Source organism: Mesorhizobium sp. M0340 (genome assembly GCF_040321535.1).
Taxonomy (GTDB): Bacteria; Pseudomonadota; Alphaproteobacteria; order Rhizobiales; family Rhizobiaceae; genus Mesorhizobium.
Map to the genome: position 1 here is coordinate 322,064 of NZ_JAMYRR010000006.1, position 19,374 is coordinate 341,437.

Sequence of the window (19,374 nt, forward strand, 5' to 3'; positions counted from 1 at the left end):
GCGGAACGGCAGGCATGGCGGCAGAGGCATCGAACAGCGATCTGATCCAGGTGGTGGCGCTGCTTGCCGCCGGCGTCGTTGCGGTGCCGATCTTCAGGCGCATGGGACTTGGCTCCATCCTCGGCTATTTGACGGCCGGCGTCGTGATCGGCCCGTTTGGGCTGCGCATCTTTTCCGAATCGGAAGCCATTCTTCATGTCGCCGAACTCGGCGTCGTCATGTTCCTGTTCATCATCGGACTGGAGATGCAGCCGTCACGGCTGTGGGGCCTGCGCCGCGAGATTTTCGGGCTTGGCGCGCTGCAGGTCGGCGTCTGCGCGGTCCTGCTGACCGGCGTCGGGCTGGCGGGAGGTTTTCCGATCGCGCAATCCTTCGTCGCCGGCGCCGGTTTCGTGCTCACCTCGACGGCCATCGTCATGCAATTGCTGGAAGAACGCGGCGAACTCGCCACGCCCAAGGGCCAGCGCATCGTTTCGGTCCTGCTTTTGGAAGACCTGGCCATCGTGCCGCTGCTGGCGCTGATCGCCTTCCTCGCGCCGGGCGGCGCCGATATGAGCCTGTCGGATCGGTTGACGGAGGTCGGTATCGGCCTTGCCGCGATCGTCGGGCTGGTGCTTGCAGGACGCTATCTGCTCAATCCGTTCTTCCGTATCCTGGCGGATGCGCGCGCCCGCGAGGTGATGACCGCAGCCGCCCTTCTGGTCGTTCTCGGATCGGCGCTCGCCATGCAGCTTTCCGGCCTGTCGATGGCGATGGGCGCCTTCCTGGCCGGTGTACTCTTGTCGGAATCGACCTTCCGCCACCAGTTGGAGGCCGATATCGAACCGTTCCGCGGCATTCTGCTCGGGCTGTTCTTCCTCGCTGTCGGCATGTCACTCGACCTGCATGTGGTCGTCGTCAACTGGCAGCTCATTGCCATCTATGTCGTCGCCTACATGATGATGAAGGCGATCGGCATCTATATCGTTGCCCGCGTCCTCAAAACCGGCCACCGGGAAGCGCTCGAGCGCGCGGTCTTCATGGCGCAAGGCGGCGAATTCGCCTTCGTCCTCTATTCCGCAGCGGCGGCGGTCGGGATCATCGATAGCCAGGCCAATGCGATGCTGACGGCTATCGTCATCATTTCCATGGTGCTGACGCCGTTGGCAATCATAGCCCTGCGGTATCTGACGCCGCGCGACGAGCAGTCGCTTGAAGGCATCGATGTCGCCAACGGCCTGACCGGCAGCGTGCTGATCATCGGCTTTGGCCGGTTCGGCCAGATCGCCAGCCAGCCACTTTTGTTGCGCGGCATCGACGTATCGATCATCGACAATGAGGTCGAAATGATCCAGGCGGCAGCCGATTTCGGCTTCAAGGTCTATTATGGCGACGGCACGCGGCTGGACATCCTGCGTGCCGCGGGAGCCGGGCGGGCACGCGCAGTGCTGATCTGCGTCGACAAGCCCGATGCCGCCGTGCGCATCGCCGAACTGATCAAGGCGGAGTTTCCCTTGCTGACGGTGCTGGCACGGGCTTTCGACCGCGGTACGGCGTTGCAGCTCATTCGTGCCGGCGTCGACTATCAGCTCCGCGAGACCTTCGAATCGGCGCTTGTCTTCGGCGGCTCGACACTGGAAGCCCTTGGCGTCGACCCAGAAGAGGTCGCCGAGGTCATCGAGGATGTCCGTCGCCGCGACGCTGCCCGTTTCGAACTTCAGCTGGCCGAAGGCATCCGCGCCGGGCGACGCTTTCTCAAAGGCAATATCGGCACCCCCATTCCGACGCCGCTCAGCACGCCACGACGCGCGGGCCAGGCGCTCAACGAAGAGACCGCCGGCGTGCTGCAGAAATCCGAACCGGCCGATTAATCCTTGGAATGACGCGAATGATGAACGAACTGGACGAGCGCGCTCTCTTCGTCACCAGATTCTGGCGCGACGCCGGGGAGGAGGCATGGTTCGAGAAGAACGACGCCTTTGATGCCGACTTCCGCACCCGGTTTTTCGATCTGCACTTCGCCGCCGCCGGCCGCGAATGCGACGGCTGGTCTGAACACGCCGAAGGTTCGCTGGCACTGATGATCCTCCTCGACCAGTTTCCGCGAAACTGCTTTCGCGGCACCGGCCACATGTACGCCACGGACCCGCTGGCGCGGCATTTCGCCGGGAAGGCAATCGCTGCCGGCCATGACCTGGCGCTCGACGAAGAGCTCCGCGTTTTTCTCTATCTGCCCTATGAGCATTCGGAGGACCTCGCCGATCAGCTCAAATCGGTGGAGCTTACCGCCGCCAAGGCGCCGTCCTACCTGAAATATGCGATCGAGCATCGCGACATCATCCAGCGCTTCGGCCGTTTTCCGCACCGAAACAGGATGCTTGGCCGCGAGACGACACCGGACGAACAAATGTTCCTCGACGGAGGTGGGTTTTCCGGCTGATTTCGGGCTCCGATGGCGGCAGCGTCAGGCCTTCCACCAATCCCGGCCTGACGGCAGCCGTTCAATGCCCGATGTGTCGACTGCGGCCAGCCGCTCCGACACGCTCTTGCTGTCGACCACGAGCTCCGGCGCAATTTCTGCCAGCGGTGCCAGCACGAAGGCGCGCTCCAGCATGCGCGGATGCGGCACCTCCAGCCCGGTCTCGTGGATAACGCGGTCGCCGAACACCAGAATGTCGATATCGATCAGGCGCGGCCCCCAGCGCTCCTCGCGCACCCGCTTCAGTTTTCGCTCGGCATCAAGGCAGAGGTCCAGCAACTCTCGCGGTGCGAGCGCGGTCCAGATTTCGGCCGCCGCATTGAGGAAATCCGGCTGATCGAGCTTGCCCCAAGGCGGCGTGCGGTAGAGCGACGAAACGGCAACGACGCGCGTGCTCTCGTCGGCATCCAAAATGCCCAGTGCCGCAGCCATCGACCTCGCCGGATCACCGAGATTGCCGCCGAGACTGAGATAGACGGTATTATTCTGGCCAGACAACGGTCACCTCGACATGATCGAGCACACCCGGCACCGGGGCATTCGGCTTGCGCACGGTGATCTCGGCCTTTTTTATCTGCGGAAACCGCGCCGTCAGCGCCCTCGCCACTTCGAGCGCCAGCGCTTCGATCAGAAAGCGCCGCTCGCCTGTAATGATCTTCTCGATGACCGCAAAAGCGATGCCGTAATTGACGGTGTCCTCAATGGAATCCTCAACCAGCGCCCGCCCGGGATCCACCGTGAGTGCCGCATCGACATAAAAGCGCTGGCCGAGCGTCTCTTCTTCGTCCAGCACACCGTGCCGAGCGAAGAAGGCGCAGTTTTTCATGCGGATGACATACATGGCTCAGCTTTCCCCGATCTCACGCGCCAGCATAGCATCGGCAATGGCCAACACATCCACGTTGATTGCGACATCGTGGACGCGAAAAAGATGCGCGCCTTTGAGCCTCAGGATGACGCTGGTGGCCGCGGTTCCGGCGCCCCTTGCGCCCGCGTCGCGGCCGGTGACGGTGCCGATAAAGCGCTTTCGCGATGTGCCGGCCATCAGTGGAAAACCCAGCGCACGAAGCTCGGAAAACCGTGCCATCAGGTCAAGATTTTCGGCGGCCGTCTCCTTGGCGAAGCCGAAGCCCGGGTCCAGCACGATATGGTCGTCGGCAACACCGCTCCGTCGCGCAATTTCCAGCGACTTCCTGAGGAAGAAGAGCTGATCGGCAATCACGTCGGGCAGTTTCTGTCGATCCCGTCCCGTGTGCATGATGACAAGCCCGGCGCCGGTTTCGGCCGCGACGCGGGCAATGCCCGGTTCGCGCTGCAGGCCCCAGACGTCATTGACGATATGTGCGCCGGCCTGGACGGCGAGCCGGGCCGTTTCCTCGCGATAGGTATCGATCGAGATCAGCGTTCCGCCAGACGTCGCGAGCGCCTCGATGACCGGCAATATGCGAGCCTGCTCTTCCTTTGCGGAGACCGCAGACGCCCCGGGACGTGTCGATTCTCCGCCGATGTCGATGACGGAGGCCCCCTCCCCGACCATGCGGCGCGCCTGGTCAACTGCTTTTTCAGGCGCATCGAACAGGCCGCCGTCGGAAAAACTGTCCGGCGTGATGTTGAGGATGCCGACGACCACGGCCTTGCCACCAATGTCGAGATGGCGTCCGTGGGCCAACTGCCATCGCCCTGTCATCATTGCCCATCAACCATGTCCGATCCCGCGGCGTGGCCGGGGATCAATTCCGTTGCGCCGGAGACGGCGGTAAAGCAAGGTGGGCAAAGAGGCAACACGATGAAACGATCCTTCCTTTGCGCCCTGATGCTCGCCCTGACCGCATTCCCGGCCGGCGCTGCAACTCTCGTCAAGACATATAGTTATTTCCCGATCGGCGGCAGGACGCTCGACGACATCGAGACCCAGCTGTCGAAACTCGGGCCTCAGGTGAAAAGCACCGGGTCGCGGCATCCAGGCGCTACCCAGATGGCGTTCACCACCCGCGTCAGCTATGCGCAAAAGCCGGGCTCGTGCTGGATTGCCGACGCTGTCGTCATCGTCAAGGTCAAGGTGATCCTTCCGCAGTGGCGCCGCCCGCGGAAAGCCGATGCAGGCGTCAGGCTGTTCTGGGATACGTTGTCCGCCGACATCAAGCGCCATGAGGAACGCCACGTCGAGATTGCCAAGAACCATGGCCGCGAACTCGAAGACGCCTTGAAGGCGAGCTACCCGGAAAAGACCTGCGAACTGGCCAAGGCCAAGGCCGCAAAAATAACGGCGGCCATGCTCGCCAAGCACGACCAGGAGCAGATGCGCTTCGATCGTGTGGAAAGCGTCAATTTCCAAAGCCGTATCCTGCGGCTTTTGCACTATCGCATCGAGCGCATCGAGAACGGCCGGCTCGCTCCCGGCTGAACTTCGCGTCGTCGGAAAAGCCAATTTGGACCAAAGCCAATTTTTGCCGAAACATGGTGCCAGCTTCGAAAAACTTTCGAGCCGCTGTCGAAATCGGCGTATAGCGAACGACATATATCGAGTTCGCAGGGCTCATCTCAAAGGCACGAGAACACGGCCAATCTGTACACTCGACGCACTCCAGCGCCTCGCGGACGTGCACCCAAGCGTAATGGGATGAATGGATATGGACCAGGCTATCGACAAGCAAGCGATGGTGGAAACCAGCATGCCGCTGACCGAAGCCGAGAAAAACGCCATCATCGGCGGCGTGCTTTTGTCGATGCTGCTGGCAGCGCTCGACCAGACCATCGTCGCGCCGGCGATGCCGACGATGGCACGTCTGCTCGGGCATGCCGAGTATCTGCCGTGGATCGTGACGGGCTATCTTCTGACCGCGACCGCCGTGGCGCCGCTCTACGGCAAGATCTCCGACATTTATGGTCGCCGGCCGACCGTCTATGCTGCAATCCTGATCTTTCTCGCCGGCTCGCTGGTCAGCGCCACCGCCCCCAACATGCTGGTCCTGGTTGTCGGCCGGGCGATCCAGGGCGCAGGCGGCGGCGGGCTGTTCGCCCTGACGCAGACCGTGATCGGCGACCTCGTGCCGCCGCGCGAGCGGGCTCGCTACGCCGCCTGGATCTCGGGCACCTGGGCCGTCGCCAGCATCGCCGGGCCGCTGCTCGGCGGCACCTTCGCCGAACATCTGCATTGGTCGCTGATCTTCTGGATCAACATTCCGCTCGGCCTGCTGGCGATGGCGATCATCAACAACCCGCTCAAGAAGCTGCCGATCGTCGCAAAACATCACCGCATCGACGGCCTCGGCGCGCTGCTTCTGGTCGCGGCCACCTCGCTGCTGCTGCTTGCCTTGAACTGGGGCGGCAGCGAATATCCCTGGCTGTCACCCGAAATCCTTGGACTGCTCGCCGGCTCAGCGGTGTTCTGGAGCGCGTTCGCGCTGCGGCTGATGCGCGCGGCCGAACCGCTGATCTCGTTCGAAGTGCTCGGCAATCCGATCGTTCTCGCCGGCACGCTGTCGATGTTCCTGCTGCAGGCCGCCAATGTCGGTTTGTCGGTCTATCTGCCGGTCTACCTGCAATCGGTCGTCGGCCTGTCGGTCAGCGAATCGGGCACCGCGTTGCTTGGGCTGATGCTCGGCACGGTGGCCGGTGCGACGTTCAGCGCGCGAATGATCCCGCGCTTTTTCCACTATAAACGCATTGCCATGATCGGAACGGTTTTCTCGATCCTGTGCCTCGGCGTGCTCAGCCTGGTAGCCGGGCATGCCTCACTGTTGCTCCTCGAGGTGTTGACGACCTGCGTAGGCCTGGGCACAGGCACGACCTTTCCGGTTGCCACTGTCTCGGTCCAGAACGGCGTCGATCGTATGCACCTTGGCGTGGCGACCGGCGTTCTCACCTTCCTCCGCTCGCTGGGCAGTGCGCTTGGCGTCGCCATGCTTGGTGCCGTCGCCCTCGGCTACGGCCTGCCGCTGGCCAGCGAAGGCACGCAGCCGGCCGGCCATGTTGCCTCGGCCATGCCGTTCGTGATGATCTTCCTTGCCGCGGCCGCAACCCTGCTCTTGTCGTTCATCACGCTCTGGTTGATGCCGGAAAAAACGCTTCGCGGCCATGCCGAGGCTGTGGCCCCAGCGTTGGCGGAGTAGACCGGCCCGACGAAAATGCAGCGAGGTTCAGTCGACCACGCCGAGCTTCTTCTGCAAGCTGGTCGACGAGGTCGTATACTGGAACACAATGCGCTCGCCGGGGCTGACGATGCGCTTGGCTGCTTGCGCCATCAAAGCGACCTCATGGAAGCCCGACAGGATCAGCTTCAACTTGCCGGGATACCAGTTGATGTCGCCGACGGCGAAGATGCCAGGCACCGAAGTCTGGAATTTTTCGGTGTCGACCGGGATCAGGTTCTCGTGAAGGTTGAGGCCCCATTCGGCGATTGGGCCGAGCTTCATCGTCAGGCCGAAGAATGGCAGCATCCGCGTACACGGTACTTCGATATCGCCCTCCGGCCCCTTGATGATGGCGGAGGCGAGCTGGCCGTCGGCACCGGTCAGGCCAGTCACCTGTCCAACCTGGAATTCCAGCTGCTTCATCTCCTGCATGGCATACATCTTGTTGACGCTGTCGGGCGCTGCACGGAATTCGGGCCGCCGGTGCACCAGTGTCACGCTCTTGGCCACCGGCTGCAGATTCAGCGTCCAGTCGAGCGCCGAATCGCCGCCGCCGACGATGACGAGGTCATGGCCGCGAAAGTCCTCCATCCGGCGCACCGAGTAGAACACACTCTTGCCTTCATAGGGTTCGATGCCCGGAATCGGCGGCCGCTTCGGCTGGAAAGAGCCGCCGCCAGCGGCGATCACGACGATTTTGGCTTCGAACACCTCGTTTTCGTCGGTAGTGACGCGGAAGCTGCCGTCCTCCAGTCTTTCCAGGCCCGAAACCATGCGGTTATAGGTGAATTCGGGCTTGAACGGCGCGATCTGCTCAAGCAGCTTGTCGACCAGACCTTGCGCCGAGATCGAGGGCCAGCCCGGAATGTCGTAGATCGGCTTTTCCGGGTAGAGTTCGGCGCATTGCCCGCCGGGCCGGTCGAGTATGTCGATCAGATGGCACTTCATGTCGAAGAGGCCGAGCTCGAATACCGCAAACAGGCCGACAGGCCCTGCCCCGACAATGAGTACGTCTGTCTTGATGATAGCGGTCATGAAGCATGCGCCTTTATGGGAAAACGGCGCGACACTGCATGACCATTGGTCCGCTGCCAAGCGGCAGCGGCAAAAATCGGCTTCAGCCCTGGCGGGCCGGCACGCGCACGACCAGCCCGTCGAGGGCGTCGCGCACCTTGATCTGGCATGACAGCCGCGAATTCGGCTGGACGTCGTAGGCGAAATCCAGCATGTCCTCTTCCATGGCTTCCGGCTCGCCGACCTCCGCCGTCCAGGCTTCGTCGACATAAACATGGCAGGTCGCGCAGGCGCAGGCGCCGCCGCATTCCGCTTCTATTCCCGGCACCGCATTGCGGATCGCATTTTCCATGACGGTCGAGCCGTTTTCGGCATCCACGTCAAAACGCGTGCCGTCATGGGCGATGAAGGTCAGCTTGGTCATTTGTCACCTGAAGGGAGTCTGAGCCGACATAATCACTCTGCCGGACAAGTCAACTGTGGCGCCAAAGCGCCGCTGTGTGGCGTTTCGGGAATAAGTGCTATCGGCTGATGGCGGCGACGAAGTCGCGCACTTCTTCGATCAGCGAGCCAAGCCGCTTCAGCGTGCCGGCGTCTTCGGGCCGGCATTCGATCGCACTGGCGCAATCGGCGATGGCGAAGGCGCCGACCCCGCGCGCCGAGCCTTTGAGCCCGTGTGCCAATAGCAGCCGCTGCCCGACATCCGCATCGACGATCTTGTCGCGCACCGACAGCGCCTGCTGCACGAACAGAGCCAGCACCTCCTGCTCGAGGCTCCGATCGCCCATCGTCTGGCGCGCAAGATGCCCCAGGTCGATCGGCCGCGCCCCGGCTGTCCCCGACACATCGCCGCCGGGCATCGAGAAGGCAATGCCGTTTTCGCCACGTATCACTTTGAGACTCCGTTCTTCGACCGCCGCAAAAACTAGGCGTATCCGGTGGACAACGGGTTAATGATTGGCCCGGAAAAATGTCGCGATAACGGCCCCGGAATCACGGCTGTGTTAACCTTATATTTAAAGTTTTACGTATCGGGCGGAATGCATGTTTTCTTTACCCGGCTGTGTCATTACGATACGACAGGGTCCATTTTCAGCCTCCTGCGCGGGACACGCTAGGCAGAATCAATAAGCAGAACCATAAGTCCCGCCGCAGCTTGTACAGGGTAGCGAAGGCATGGCGAAGAAACCAACGACGACAAGAACGCTCGACAGCGACGTAGCCAGAGAACTCGAAAAGGCACTCGATATCGACCTGAGCGGCGATGCCGGCGGCGACTTCGACATGGCGGCATCCATGGAAGATCTGGAAGCGCAAATATCGCAAGCCGCCGACGAGCTGGCGCGCGAAGGTCGCAGCCAGAACGAACCGCCTGCGCCGGACCAGACCCAGAGCGCGGCACAAGCCGCCAATCAAAGCCAGAACGCAAATTCCGCGCCAAAGGCCAAGCCGGCTGAGTTGCGTCCTGTCGCAACGCGCAATGGCTCGCAGCCGGCAGCTTTCTCGCCGGCCAACGACGATCGTCAAAAAGACTATAAAACGCTCCTGCACACCCTCAATCGGCGCGCCTCGAACACGATCTATTGGGTCGTGGCTTTCGTTTCGCTGGCCTGGATCGCCGGCGCTGGCGGCCTTGCGAACCTGTTGTTCGGACCTGGCATCTGGAACATCCGCACCTTCGATCAGTTTTTCGCCCGTCCCGAGCTGATCGGCCTGGCGGTCGCGGCAATCGTGCCCGTCATCCTGTTCTGGGCATTCGCAGTGATGATTCGCCGCGCTCAGGAGATGCGCCTTGCCGCGCAGTCGATGACCGAGGTGGCCTTCCGTCTGGCCGAGCCGGAAAATCTTGCCCAGGATCGCGTCATGATGATCGGCCAAGCGGTTCGCCGCGAGGTGGCAGCCATGGGCGAAGGCATCGAACGCACGCTTGCGCGTGCCGTCGAGCTCGAAACGCTGGTTCACAGCGAGGTGAACCAGATCGAGCGCTCCTATTCAGAGAACGAGTCCCGCATCCGCTCGCTGGTCGATGGGCTAGGCAGCGAGCGCGAAGCAGTCGTCACCCATGCCGAGCGCGTGCGCGCCTCGATCACCGGCGCCCACGAGACACTGAAAGACGAGATCAACGCCGCCAGCGATATCATTCGCGACAGCATTCTCAACGCCTCGACCAAGCTGTCGATGACGATCAACGAATCCGGCGACACGCTGATCGACAGGATCAACGGAAGCTCGATGTCGATTTTCGATTCGGTGGAAGGCCGGCTCGAATCGATCACCGATCGGCTGTCGACGTCGGGCGAGGCCTTCGCCAGCCTGCTCGACACCCGCATCGCCAAGCTGACGGACACCACCGATGGCCTGACGCGGTCGCTGACCGACCTGCTCGACGACCGCACAAGTGGCATGGTGTCGCTGCTCGGCGGCGCCGCCCGCACACTCAATTCGGAATTCGAAGCCAGCCTCAACGGCATCGAGCGGACGCTTGCCGAACGTGGCCAGGCGCTGATCAGCGAGTTCCAGACCCGCGCCGAGGCGCTCGACACGGGCACGCAGAAGCTCAATGCCGCGCTGGAGGCTCGCGCACGCCAGATCAACGAGACGCTGGTCGAGCGCGCGCGCGAAATCGCCCACACCTTCCAGGATAGCAAGGAGACGCTGTCGGCAATGATCGATCAGGGCAAGACCCAGATCGGTGCCGACATGGCCGACATCATTTCATCGACCTCGACCATGCTTGAAGCCCGCGCCGGCGATTTCGCCGGGCGCATGGAAGCGGCACGCCATGTCGTATCGCGTTCGTTCGACACGGACATCGAGCGGCTTGCCGATGCTCGCGCCGGCATAGAGGAAGCCGTCGAAAACCATAGCCGCAAGCTTTCCGAAAGCCGCGACCGGATGGCGGCGGCAATGCAGGCCGATTTGGCGAAGTTCGCCGAGGGTCGCGCCGAAATCGACGCAGCGGTAGCCAACCAGGTGCAGAAGCTTGCCGAAGGCCGCAGCCTTATCTCGCGCGCCCTTGAGGAGGATCTGCGCAAGGTCAACGAATCGCGCGCAGCGATCGACGCTTCACTGGGCAGCCATCTCGAAAGCCTTGAAGAGGGTCGCAACAGGCTGGCCCAGGCCCTGAACGAAGACTCCGGAAAACTCGTGCAAGCTCGTACGATAATTGATGAAATGGTTGCCGGGCACGTCGGCAAGCTCGCCGAAGGCCGCAGCATCCTTTCGCGCGCGCTCGAGGCCGACCTCGGCAAGTTGGCAGAGAGTCGCGCCGCCATCGACGGCCTCGTCGCCGGTCAGGTCGAAAAGATCGCCGAGGGTCGCGCCATACTCGCCAGTGCGCTCGAAGCCGACATCGCCGGCATCAATGGTCTCATCGAGGCGCATTCGGCGAAATTGGCGCAAGACCGCAGCGGCCTTTCCCAGTCACTCGATAACGACCTCTCCGACATCAGGAGTCTGATCGCTGATCATTCTGGCAGGCTCGCCGATGACCGCAGCCTGCTTTCGAAGACGCTTGAGGACGATCTTGCCAAGCTGGCCGAAAGCCGGTCGAGCATCGATGGGCTGGTTGCCGGCCAGGTCGAGAAGCTGGCGGAAGGCCGCGACATCCTCAAGCGCGCGCTCGAATCGGACCTGAACGCGATCAAGGGCGTCATCGCCAGCCAGTCTGAAAAGCTGGCGGAAGACCGTGGCCAGTTGTCACGGGCGCTGGAGAGCGACCTGGAGGCTGTGCGGGGCGTTGTCTCCGATCACATGAACAAGCTTGCCGAAGACCGTTCGACCCTTTCGAAGGCGCTCGAAGACGATCTCGCCAAGTTGGCCGAAAGCCGCTCGAGCATCGATGTGATGGTTGCCGGCCAGGTCGAAAAGCTGGCAGAGGGCCGCGACATCCTCAAGCGTGCGCTCGAAGCCGATCTGAGCACTGTCAAGGGCGTCATCGCCAGCCAGTCCGAAAAGCTGGCGGAAGACCGTGGTCAGCTGTCGCGGGCACTGGAGACCGATCTCGAGACCGTGCGGGGCGTCGTCTCCGAACATATGAACAAGCTTACCGAAGAGCGTTCGGCCCTCTCGAAAGCGCTCGAGGACGATCTTGCCAGGCTGGCAGAGAGCCGTTCGAGCATCGACGGGTTGGTCGCCGGCCAGGTCGAGAAGCTGGCCGAGGGTCGCGACATCCTCAAGCGCGCCTTGGAAGACGATCTTGCCAAGCTGGCCGAAAGCCGCTCGAGCATCGACGGACTGGTTTCCGGCCAGGTCGAGAAACTGGCCGAAGGCCGCGATATCCTCAAGCGCGCCTTGGAGGCCGATCTCAACACGATCAGGGGCGCCATCGCCGATCAGTCGCAGCTATTGACCGATAATCGCGCGCAGTTTTCGCGTGCGTTGGAAGCCGATCTCGGCAACGTCAACAGCCTTGTCGCAACCCACGCAGAGAAGCTCGTCCAGGACCGCTCGACCCTGTCGAAGGCGCTCGAGGACGATCTCGCCAAGCTGGCCGAAAGCCGTTCGAGCATCGATGGGCTGGTTGCCGGCCAGGTGGAGAAACTGGCGGAAGGCCGCGACATCCTCAGGCGCGCGTTGGAAGCCGACCTGGAGAGGCTTGCAATGAGCCGCAGCGAGGTCGACGAGATCGTCGCCGGTCATGTCGGCAAGCTGAGCGAGGGCCGCGACATGCTGACCCGCGCATTGCAGGACGATCTCTCCAGGCTCGCCGAAACGCGCAAGGATGTCGACCGTTCGCTGTCCGGCCATATCGACCAGATCGCCGCCAGGAGCACCGACATCTCCGATGCAATCGCTGCCGACGTAGAAAAGATCGAGCAGGCGTTCAGCCGGCAGACAGGCATCATCGAGGAGCGCGCCAGCACCATGGAGCGGGCGCTGTCGACGGGTGTCGACAACGTTCGCAGTGTGCTCGAAAAAAGCGCGGTCTTCGTCGCCGGGGCGCTGCGCGAGAAGGTCCTGGAAGTCACGAGCGCGCTGCATGAGCAGGCGGGCGCGGCATTCAGCGATGCCGACCGTAAGATCGCCGAGCGCGCCGAACAGACCTCGGCTGCCCTGCTCGCCAGGGCGGAGGACATCGCCCGCACCTTTGAAGAGGCGGACCGTCGCCTTGCCGCGCGCGCCGAGGATACGTCGAGCGCATTGATTGCCCGCGTCGACGACACGTCGAACACCCTGCTCGCGCGCGCCCAGGAAACGGCCGATCAGCTGGCAGCCAGAGCAAGCGAGATTGCCGGCACCTTCGACGCGGCGGACCACAGGCTGGTCTCTCGCGCCATCGAAACGGCCCAGTCGCTGGCGGCACGTGCCGGCGACATCCTGCGCAATTTCGAAACGGCCGACGAGCGACTGGGCATGCGCATCGGCGAATCCGCCGAAGCGCTCGCGGCACGCGCGTCGGATCTGGGTCGCATTTTCGACGCCGCCGACCAGCAACTTATTTCGCGCATTGCCGAAGGCTCCGAGGCACTTTCGGCCCGTGCGTCCGAGATCGGCCGCATCTTCGAGGAGGCGGATCATCGCCTGGTATCCCGTATCGCCGACAGCAGCACCGCCATCGGCGAACATGCCGACACCATTGTCGGCGCCTTCACCAGCACCGAGCAGCGGGTTGCCGAGCGCGCTAGGCAGACTGGCCAGGAACTCGCCGTCCATGCCCGTGAAATCGAGCAGGTGCTTGCCGGTGCCGACGAACGCCTGGCATCGAGTGCGGCTGCCACAGCGGCCCGCGTCGAGGAGCAGGTCGCCGGCGTCGAGAACCGCCTCGCCTACTCCGCCGAGACAATGGGCCAAAGGCTCAACGAGCAGGTCGCGAACGCCGAGGCGCAGTTGGTCTCCCGTGCCAACACGATCGCCGAAACCTTCACGGCGGTCGGCCAGCATATCGGCCAGAGCACCAATGACGCTGCAAAGACCATCGGTGCCAATACTCGCGAGCTCAATACGATGCTTGCGGCACGTTCGGCTGAAATATCGAAAATCCTGGACGAGACGGCACGGCCTCTGGTCGAGCGCTTTGCCCAGGGCGGCTCCGAGCTGCAAAAGAGCATGGAGGAGGTCACAGAACGTGCGACCGAGAAGCTGCGCACTCAAAACGCCGCCCTCGTCGACGCCCTCGCCAGCCGCACGGCCGAAACCCTGTCGGCCGTCGAAGGCGCGCGCTCGACGCTTGCCGACAGCGTTGCCGACCTCATCGGCCGCATGACCACCTCCAGCTCGCAGCTCGGTCAATTGATCGAGCAGGCGGCGAGCAATCTCGGCCAGGTTGAAGAACGCCTGACCGGGAGCACGCAAAGCTTCGCGGCGACCACGGAAAAGACCGCGCAGACCTTCGCCAGTTCGGCGCGCCTGGTCGATTCGAACACGACGCGGCTCACCGAGCTGTCGTCCTCGACCTTGCGCGAGGTTGCTTCTATCGCCACCAAGTTCGACGAGCACAGCCGGTTGCTTTCCAGTGCCTCGGACCTGTTGAGCTCGGCCCAGAGCAATCTCGAGCACACGCTCGAAAGGCAATCGTCGCTGGAGGACCTCGCCGTCGGCCTTGTCAAGAAATCGGAAGATCTCGAAAGGGTCATGCGCTCGTTCGAGAATCTGGTCGGCCAAACGCTGCAGAACGCCGAAGGCAAGACGCTGGAATCCGCCGACAAGATCCGTACCGCGATTTCCGAAGTGGTCGATTCGGCCACCAAGCGCTTTGCCGATGCGACGGAGGAGATGCGGCGTACCGCCGGCTCGATCAAGAGCGAGCTCGACCTCACCCGCGCCGAGCTCAAGAAAGGCGTCATCGAGATGCCGGAAGAGGCAAAGGAATCGACCACGGCTATCCGCCGTGCCGTTTCAGAGCAGATCAACGCGCTGAAGGAACTTTCTGAAATCGTTGCGAAATCTGGCCGTAGCGCCGACAGTTCGGAACAGCGCAACCTGCGTCCGGCGCCGCAAGCGCCTGCCGCACGCGCCGCTGAGCCGCCACGTCGCCCGGCTCCGGCTCCAGAACAGCGCCGTCCCCCGCAGGCGCCTTCGGGCGAGGCGGCGCTGCGCGGCACGCTCGACCTCGAACGTCCCGCAGACCAAGCGCCACGCCAGCGCGACCCCAACGGCCGCACGCCGCAAGGCGGCTGGGTGCGCGACCTCCTGACCGGTGCATCGCGCGAAGACGACGCCAAGCCGGCGGTGCCCGCCGAAGCGCCGCGCCCTGCTCCCGCTGCGCGTTCGCCGCTTCATGTCGTGGAATCGCTGAACTCGCTCTCGGTCGATATCGCGCGCGCCATCGATCACGATGCCTCGATCGAGCTCTGGAACCGCTACCGGCGCGGCGAGCGCGACGTCTTCACGCGCCGACTTTACACGCTGAAGGGCCAGCAGACGTTCGACGAGATCCGCCGCAAATATCAGTCGGAGGCGGAGTTCCGAGCTGCTGTCGATCGTTACTGCGACGATTTCGAAAAGCTGCTCAAGGACGTGTCGCGCAACGACCGCGACAACATCATGGCACAGACCTACCTGACCTCGGATACCGGCAAGGTCTACACGATGCTGGCACACGCCAGCGGCCGCCTTCACTAGAGCGGGCGATAGAGAATAAACGAAAAGGCGGGATTTCCCGCCTTTTTCATGCCGTACTGAATTCCATTGGCGCTGTAGAGTGCCGTGCCAGCAGTTCCGGCCGCGTCAGATCACAGTGTCGGTCCAGCGGACGATTTGCCTGGCCGCATCGCCGAACGCGGCATCGAGCGCGCCGACATAGGCCTGGTTGCCATTGCCCGAAACGGGCGCGATGGCGCTAAACGTCTTCGAAGCGCGCACTTCACCGTTGCGGTCGTTCAACAGGCGCACGAACAGCTCGACCTCGGCATGTTCGCCGCCATCGACACGCACCTCGAACGAGCGGATCTCGACGATCACCTGATAGTCGATCGCCAGCCCCTCGCCCGGCTTGCCGACGCCGGTGAAGCTGCCCGAGCGCTGGAACGTCTCGGCCAGCCGCGCCTGTACGATCATCGGCAGCCGGTCGGCCCATTGCGCGCCCTTGAGATACTGGATTGATCGCGGTGATGGCTTGATGACGATGTTCTGGCTATCCAGCGCCTTGAGCGCCGAAGGCTGGGCGATGAGTATCTGGCGACGGCTGTGGGCACGCGCTTCCAGCGACGGCGCCGAAAGCTCGAACGTATCCAGCGGCGCCGGTCTGCCGCCCGGTAAGGCCGCGCAGCTTGCAAGCGAAAGCGCCAGCAACATCGCCCCGACCTTAGACCCACCCGATGTGATGCTGCCTGAACTGATCGACTTCAAACGCGATCCCCCCCGGATCGTGGAAACAATGCGCATCTGCCAGCTATGTTCTTGCGGTGGTCGGGGATCGAAGTCAACGGCGCACCCTGCCGTCGAACTGCCGGACCTCGCCCTCGCCGCCCGACAAGATCCTTTGTGGGTTGCGGCTGAGATCGGTTACCGCCTCTTCGATGCGGTTGATCGAACGGCGGCTGTCCTGGACGAGCGCTTCGACGTTTTGCAGCCCTTGTCCCGAGAACCGCGCCAGATTGTCGGTAATGGTACCGAGACGGGCGTTCAGCGTGTCGGCGACCTGCTTGAACGATTTCAGCGTCGCTCTGGCGTCGGCCATGACGCCGTCGGCCTGGCCGGAGCCGAGCAGTTTGTCGACCTTGGCAAGGATACCGTCGACTCGCACCGAGGCATCGTTGAGGCGTCCTGCGAGCTGGTGCGCGTCTTTGATGGTTTCGTCGATGTCGTCGGCTCGGTTGGCGAACTTGTTGGTCACCTTGGCGATGTCGGCGGCAGCCTCGTTGGCGTTTTCGCTGGCCTTCTGGATATTGGCCAGCGCGGTGCGCACCTCAGCCGGATCGATGCCGTCGAGAACGCCGTCGACCTTGGCCAGCGTGCCTTGCGTCTTCTGGGCGAAGTCGTTGATCGAGCCGACCGCCGTGTCGACGTTCTTGATGACCGTGTCGAACTGCTTGCTGGTTTCCTTGAGATTGGCGGTGACCGTGTCGACATTGGCGACGATGCTCTTGATCTGGTCCTTGTCGACGGCGTTGAGTAGCCCTTCCGCCGCCTTCAGCGTGCCGTCGAGCTTGCCCGAAACACCCTTCAGTTCGTCCGCCAGCGAGCTGACGCTGGCCAGGAACTTGTCGACGCCGTCCGCATTCCTGGCCAGTGCATCGGAGAAGGTCTGGACATTGTTGACGGTCTGCGTCAGCGGCCCGCGAACATCCTTGGTGAAGCCTTCGAGCTCCGAAAGGACCTTGTCGGCCCGGGTGAAGATGTTCTGCGCCGTCTGCAACAGGTTGGTGACCGCCGACGGGTTGGCAACGATCTCGGCGACGCGGCCTTCCTTTTCCGCCTCGTCGAGGAGTTTTGGCTCCTTGGGGTCGGCGCCCTTGAGCTCGATGTTGGCCTGGCCGGTGAGGCCGGCAAGCCCGATATCGGCCTGCGTAGACTTGGTGATAGGCGTATTCCGGTCTATTTCGGTGTCGGCGATAGCAGCAGTCGGATTGTCGACGTCGATATAGACACGGCGCACGTCGCCGACTTTGACGCCATTGAACAGCACGAAACTGCCACGGCCGAGCCCCGAAGCGGAGCCTGGAATGCGCACGCGCAGCACCGCCGTCTCGCCCCTTTCGCCGATAGCCGCCGTCCAATAGACGAAAGCGAAAGCCGCGAGGATCGCGGCCAGCGTGAAAATGCCGACAATGACGTAGTTGGCCCTGGTTTCCATTGCTCACTTATGGCTATGCGCGCGCCGCAAGATCAAGTTGCCGGGCGCGTTTTCCGCGGAAATAGGATTTTACCCAGGGTTCCTCGCTCCTGAGCATGTCGTCGATCGTGCCCTCGACCAGCACTTTCTTGTTGCCAAGCACCGCCACGCGGTCGCACGCGGTAAACAGCGTGTCGAGATCATGCGTGACCATATACACGGTCAAATCCATCGTATCGCGCAGCTTGACGACCAATTCGTCGAATTCAGCCGCACTAATTGGATCGAGGCCTGACGTCGGCTCGTCGAGGAAAACGATGTCCGGATCGAGCGCCAGGGCGCGCGCCAAGGCGGCGCGCTTGATCATGCCGCCGGAGAGCTCGGAGGGGAATTTCTGCGCCGCCTCCGGCGGCAGTCCGACCAACTCCACCTTAAGCATGGCAAGTTCGTCCATCAGCTTTTTCGGCAAATCGAGATATTCACGCATCGGCACCTGAACGTTTTCGAGGACCGTCAGCGCCGAAAAAAGGGCGCCATGCTGGAACAGCACGCCAAGCCGCATGTCGATGCGAAGGCGCTCCCTTTCGGTTGCCTTCTCGACGTCGACGCCGAACAGTTTGATTGTTCCCGATTGCTTGCGCGTCAAGCCAAGGATGGTGCGCAAGAGAACAGATTTGCCCGCACCGGAGGCACCAACAAAGCCGAGAATCTCCCCGCGCCAGATATCGAGCGACAATTTGTCGAGAACGACCTGGTCGGCGAACGATACGGTGATGTCGTGTGCCGACAGCACGATCTCGTCTTCTTTGACCTTCATCGCCACCTTGGTCGTGTTTGTGCCCGGCAGCGCCATCTCAGAACTCGATCGCTGCATAGAACATGGCGAAAAGCCCGTCGAGGATAATGACCACGAAGATCGACTTCACCACTGAGGCGGTCACATGCTGGCCGAGCGATTCGGCGCTGCCGCCAACTTTCATGCCCTCGACCGAGGCGATTATGCCGATGATCATGGCCATGAACGGCGCCTTGATCAGGCCCGCAAAGATCGTGCTGAGGTCGATTGCGACACGCAGCCGGTCGATGAACGCTGCCGGTGCAATATCAGAGTAGAGCCACGCAGCCAAAATGCCGCCGCCCAGTGCTGCAAAGTTGGCGATGATCGTCAGGCAAGGCAGCGCGACGACCAGCGCGACCAGCCGCGGAAACACCAGCACGCCGATTGGATTAAGACCGATCACCTTCAGCGCATCGACCTCCTCGCGCATCTTCATCGAGCCGATCTCGGCGGTGATCGCGCTACCGGAGCGGCCGGCGATCATGATCGCCGTCATCAAAACGCCGAGCTCGCGCAGGATCAGCACGCCGACCAGGTCGACGACGAAGATGTCGGCGCCGAAATAACTGAGCTGATAGGCGCCTTGCTGGGCAACGATCGCACCGACGATGGCCGACATCAGCACCACCACCGGTATGGCGCCGACGCCCATGCGATCGATCTGGTTGAAGATCGCCGCCATATTGACGGCATGGCCACGGCCAAGCTTCATCTGAGAGCCGCGTATCGTGGCGCCGAGGATGTTCATTGCGGCCAGGAAATCGTCGCGCATCTCATAGACGCGACGGCCTACCGCCTCGAGCCCCCGAATGATGAAGTTGGGCGGCTTTGTCGGACCGGATCCGGGCTCGCGTCGAACCGCATCGCCGACGGCGCCAAGCAGGATCGAGGCAATCTCGCTTTGCCCCTGCATCTTGATCTCGACGCCCTTCTTTTCGAAGCTGCTCACCAGGCGATCGATCAGCCACGCCCCGGCAGTGTCCATCTTCTCGATCTGCGACAGATCGAGCGCCAGCGTCTGGAAGCCGCTGCGCTTCTCCATCTTGCGCATCTCGGCATCGACCAGGGCGACGGTGCGTGTCGTCCAGCTTCCCGAGAACGCGCAGCCAAGAACGCCGCCCTCCTCGCCGATCGCGATGCGCGGCTGGTGGTCGGGCTCCTTGGCAGGGCCGCTTGCGTCGCGTTTGCGGATGGTCAACATGGCGTCCTGTTTAGC

General features: G+C 62.8%; 15 protein-coding genes. 5 read left to right on the forward strand and 10 right to left on the reverse strand.

The genetic code is table 11. From position 1 onward, the window contains the following. Positions 1-14 precede the first annotated feature (14 nt). The gene (locus NKI79_RS12265; RefSeq protein ID WP_352801787.1) at positions 15-1,850 is read left to right on the forward strand and encodes a monovalent cation:proton antiporter-2 (CPA2) family protein; all 1,836 of its coding nucleotides are present in this window, start codon (positions 15-17) and stop codon (positions 1,848-1,850) included. Positions 1,851-1,867: 17 nt separating this feature from the next. Continuing rightward, complete coding sequence (locus tag NKI79_RS12270; RefSeq protein ID WP_502909810.1) at positions 1,868-2,419, forward strand: DUF924 family protein; 552 nt, start codon at positions 1,868-1,870, stop codon at positions 2,417-2,419. A gap of 24 nt (positions 2,420-2,443) precedes the next feature. Here NKI79_RS12270 and folK read toward each other — a convergent pair whose 3' ends face one another. The 3 genes from folK to folP are packed head-to-tail and all read right to left on the reverse strand — an operon-like array spanning position 2,444 to position 4,148. Next, positions 2,444-2,956 (reverse strand): 2-amino-4-hydroxy-6-hydroxymethyldihydropteridine diphosphokinase, encoded by a 513-nt coding sequence (folK, locus tag NKI79_RS12275; protein ID WP_352507859.1) that lies wholly within the window; start codon positions 2,954-2,956, stop codon positions 2,444-2,446. Beyond that, positions 2,940-3,299: a dihydroneopterin aldolase gene (folB, locus tag NKI79_RS12280; protein WP_023674838.1), complete on the reverse strand. Its 360-nt coding sequence runs from the start codon at positions 3,297-3,299 to the stop codon at positions 2,940-2,942. The genes folK and folB overlap by 17 nt, the downstream gene beginning before the upstream one ends. A gap of 3 nt (positions 3,300-3,302) precedes the next feature. After that, on the reverse strand, positions 3,303-4,148 hold the full coding sequence (gene folP, locus NKI79_RS12285; RefSeq protein ID WP_352801789.1) for a dihydropteroate synthase: 846 nt from the start codon (positions 4,146-4,148) through the stop codon (positions 3,303-3,305). A gap of 96 nt (positions 4,149-4,244) precedes the next feature. Between folP and NKI79_RS12290 the strand changes: the two genes are divergently transcribed. Continuing rightward, positions 4,245-4,862 carry a DUF922 domain-containing Zn-dependent protease gene (locus tag NKI79_RS12290; protein ID WP_352801791.1) on the forward strand — a complete coding sequence of 206 codons (618 nt, stop codon included), beginning with the start codon at positions 4,245-4,247 and terminating at the stop codon, positions 4,860-4,862. Positions 4,863-5,088: 226 nt separating this feature from the next. Then, positions 5,089-6,570, forward strand: coding sequence for an MDR family MFS transporter (locus NKI79_RS12295; protein WP_352801793.1), 1,482 nt, complete (start codon positions 5,089-5,091; stop codon positions 6,568-6,570). 27 nt (positions 6,571-6,597) lie between these two features. Here NKI79_RS12295 and NKI79_RS12300 read toward each other — a convergent pair whose 3' ends face one another. The 3 genes from NKI79_RS12300 to NKI79_RS12310 form a co-directional block, all read right to left on the reverse strand. After that, a complete protein-coding gene (locus NKI79_RS12300) occupies positions 6,598-7,626 on the reverse strand; it encodes an NAD(P)/FAD-dependent oxidoreductase (RefSeq protein WP_254817396.1) in 1,029 nt (342 codons plus the stop codon). Between the two features lie 82 nt (positions 7,627-7,708). Further along, a complete protein-coding gene (locus NKI79_RS12305; protein ID WP_254817397.1) occupies positions 7,709-8,029 on the reverse strand; it encodes a 2Fe-2S iron-sulfur cluster-binding protein in 321 nt (106 codons plus the stop codon). Between the two features lie 97 nt (positions 8,030-8,126). After that, the gene (locus tag NKI79_RS12310; RefSeq protein ID WP_254817406.1) at positions 8,127-8,495 is read right to left on the reverse strand and encodes an Hpt domain-containing protein; all 369 of its coding nucleotides are present in this window, start codon (positions 8,493-8,495) and stop codon (positions 8,127-8,129) included. Positions 8,496-8,781: 286 nt separating this feature from the next. Here NKI79_RS12310 and NKI79_RS12315 point away from each other — a divergent pair, with 286 nt between their 5' ends. After that, positions 8,782-15,168: an apolipoprotein A-IV repeat region-like domain-containing protein gene (locus NKI79_RS12315; RefSeq protein ID WP_352801796.1), complete on the forward strand. Its 6,387-nt coding sequence runs from the start codon at positions 8,782-8,784 to the stop codon at positions 15,166-15,168. Positions 15,169-15,273: 105 nt separating this feature from the next. On the opposite strand, the gene NKI79_RS12320 is transcribed toward NKI79_RS12315, so the two are convergent. The 4 genes from NKI79_RS12320 to NKI79_RS12335 all read right to left on the reverse strand — a co-directional run bounded on the left by NKI79_RS12320 (position 15,274) and on the right by NKI79_RS12335 (position 19,359). Next, positions 15,274-15,840, reverse strand: a complete 567-nt coding sequence (locus NKI79_RS12320) for an ABC-type transport auxiliary lipoprotein family protein (RefSeq protein ID WP_254820181.1) — start codon at positions 15,838-15,840, stop codon at positions 15,274-15,276. A gap of 127 nt (positions 15,841-15,967) precedes the next feature. After that, positions 15,968-17,341, reverse strand: coding sequence for an MlaD family protein (locus NKI79_RS12325; RefSeq protein WP_254820180.1), 1,374 nt, complete (start codon positions 17,339-17,341; stop codon positions 15,968-15,970). 13 nt (positions 17,342-17,354) lie between these two features. After that, on the reverse strand, positions 17,355-18,173 hold the full coding sequence (locus NKI79_RS12330; RefSeq protein ID WP_352801798.1) for an ABC transporter ATP-binding protein: 819 nt from the start codon (positions 18,171-18,173) through the stop codon (positions 17,355-17,357). Between the two features lies 1 nt (position 18,174). After that, positions 18,175-19,359: an ABC transporter permease gene (locus NKI79_RS12335; RefSeq protein WP_352801800.1), complete on the reverse strand. Its 1,185-nt coding sequence runs from the start codon at positions 19,357-19,359 to the stop codon at positions 18,175-18,177. Positions 19,360-19,374: the final 15 nt, after the last annotated feature.

What these genes read in the sequence shown, in the direction of transcription:
- NKI79_RS12265 (WP_352801787.1), top strand. Translation starts at nt 15, where the DNA reads ATGGCGGCAGAGGCATCGAACAGCGATCTGATCCAGGTGGTGGCGCTG.
- NKI79_RS12270 (WP_502909810.1), top strand. Translation starts at nt 1,868, where the DNA reads ATGATGAACGAACTGGACGAGCGCGCTCTCTTCGTCACCAGATTCTGG.
- folB (WP_023674838.1), bottom strand. Translation starts at nt 3,299, where the DNA reads ATGTATGTCATCCGCATGAAAAACTGCGCCTTCTTCGCTCGGCACGGT.
- folP (WP_352801789.1), bottom strand. Translation starts at nt 4,148, where the DNA reads ATGATGACAGGGCGATGGCAGTTGGCCCACGGACGCCATCTCGACATT.
- NKI79_RS12290 (WP_352801791.1), top strand. Translation starts at nt 4,245, where the DNA reads ATGAAACGATCCTTCCTTTGCGCCCTGATGCTCGCCCTGACCGCATTC.
- NKI79_RS12295 (WP_352801793.1), top strand. Translation starts at nt 5,089, where the DNA reads ATGGACCAGGCTATCGACAAGCAAGCGATGGTGGAAACCAGCATGCCG.
- NKI79_RS12300 (WP_254817396.1), bottom strand. Translation starts at nt 7,626, where the DNA reads ATGACCGCTATCATCAAGACAGACGTACTCATTGTCGGGGCAGGGCCT.
- NKI79_RS12305 (WP_254817397.1), bottom strand. Translation starts at nt 8,029, where the DNA reads ATGACCAAGCTGACCTTCATCGCCCATGACGGCACGCGTTTTGACGTG.
- NKI79_RS12315 (WP_352801796.1), top strand. Translation starts at nt 8,782, where the DNA reads ATGGCGAAGAAACCAACGACGACAAGAACGCTCGACAGCGACGTAGCC.
- NKI79_RS12320 (WP_254820181.1), bottom strand. Translation starts at nt 15,840, where the DNA reads ATGTTGCTGGCGCTTTCGCTTGCAAGCTGCGCGGCCTTACCGGGCGGC.
- NKI79_RS12325 (WP_254820180.1), bottom strand. Translation starts at nt 17,341, where the DNA reads ATGGAAACCAGGGCCAACTACGTCATTGTCGGCATTTTCACGCTGGCC.
- NKI79_RS12330 (WP_352801798.1), bottom strand. Translation starts at nt 18,173, where the DNA reads ATGGCGCTGCCGGGCACAAACACGACCAAGGTGGCGATGAAGGTCAAA.
- NKI79_RS12335 (WP_352801800.1), bottom strand. Translation starts at nt 19,359, where the DNA reads ATGTTGACCATCCGCAAACGCGACGCAAGCGGCCCTGCCAAGGAGCCC.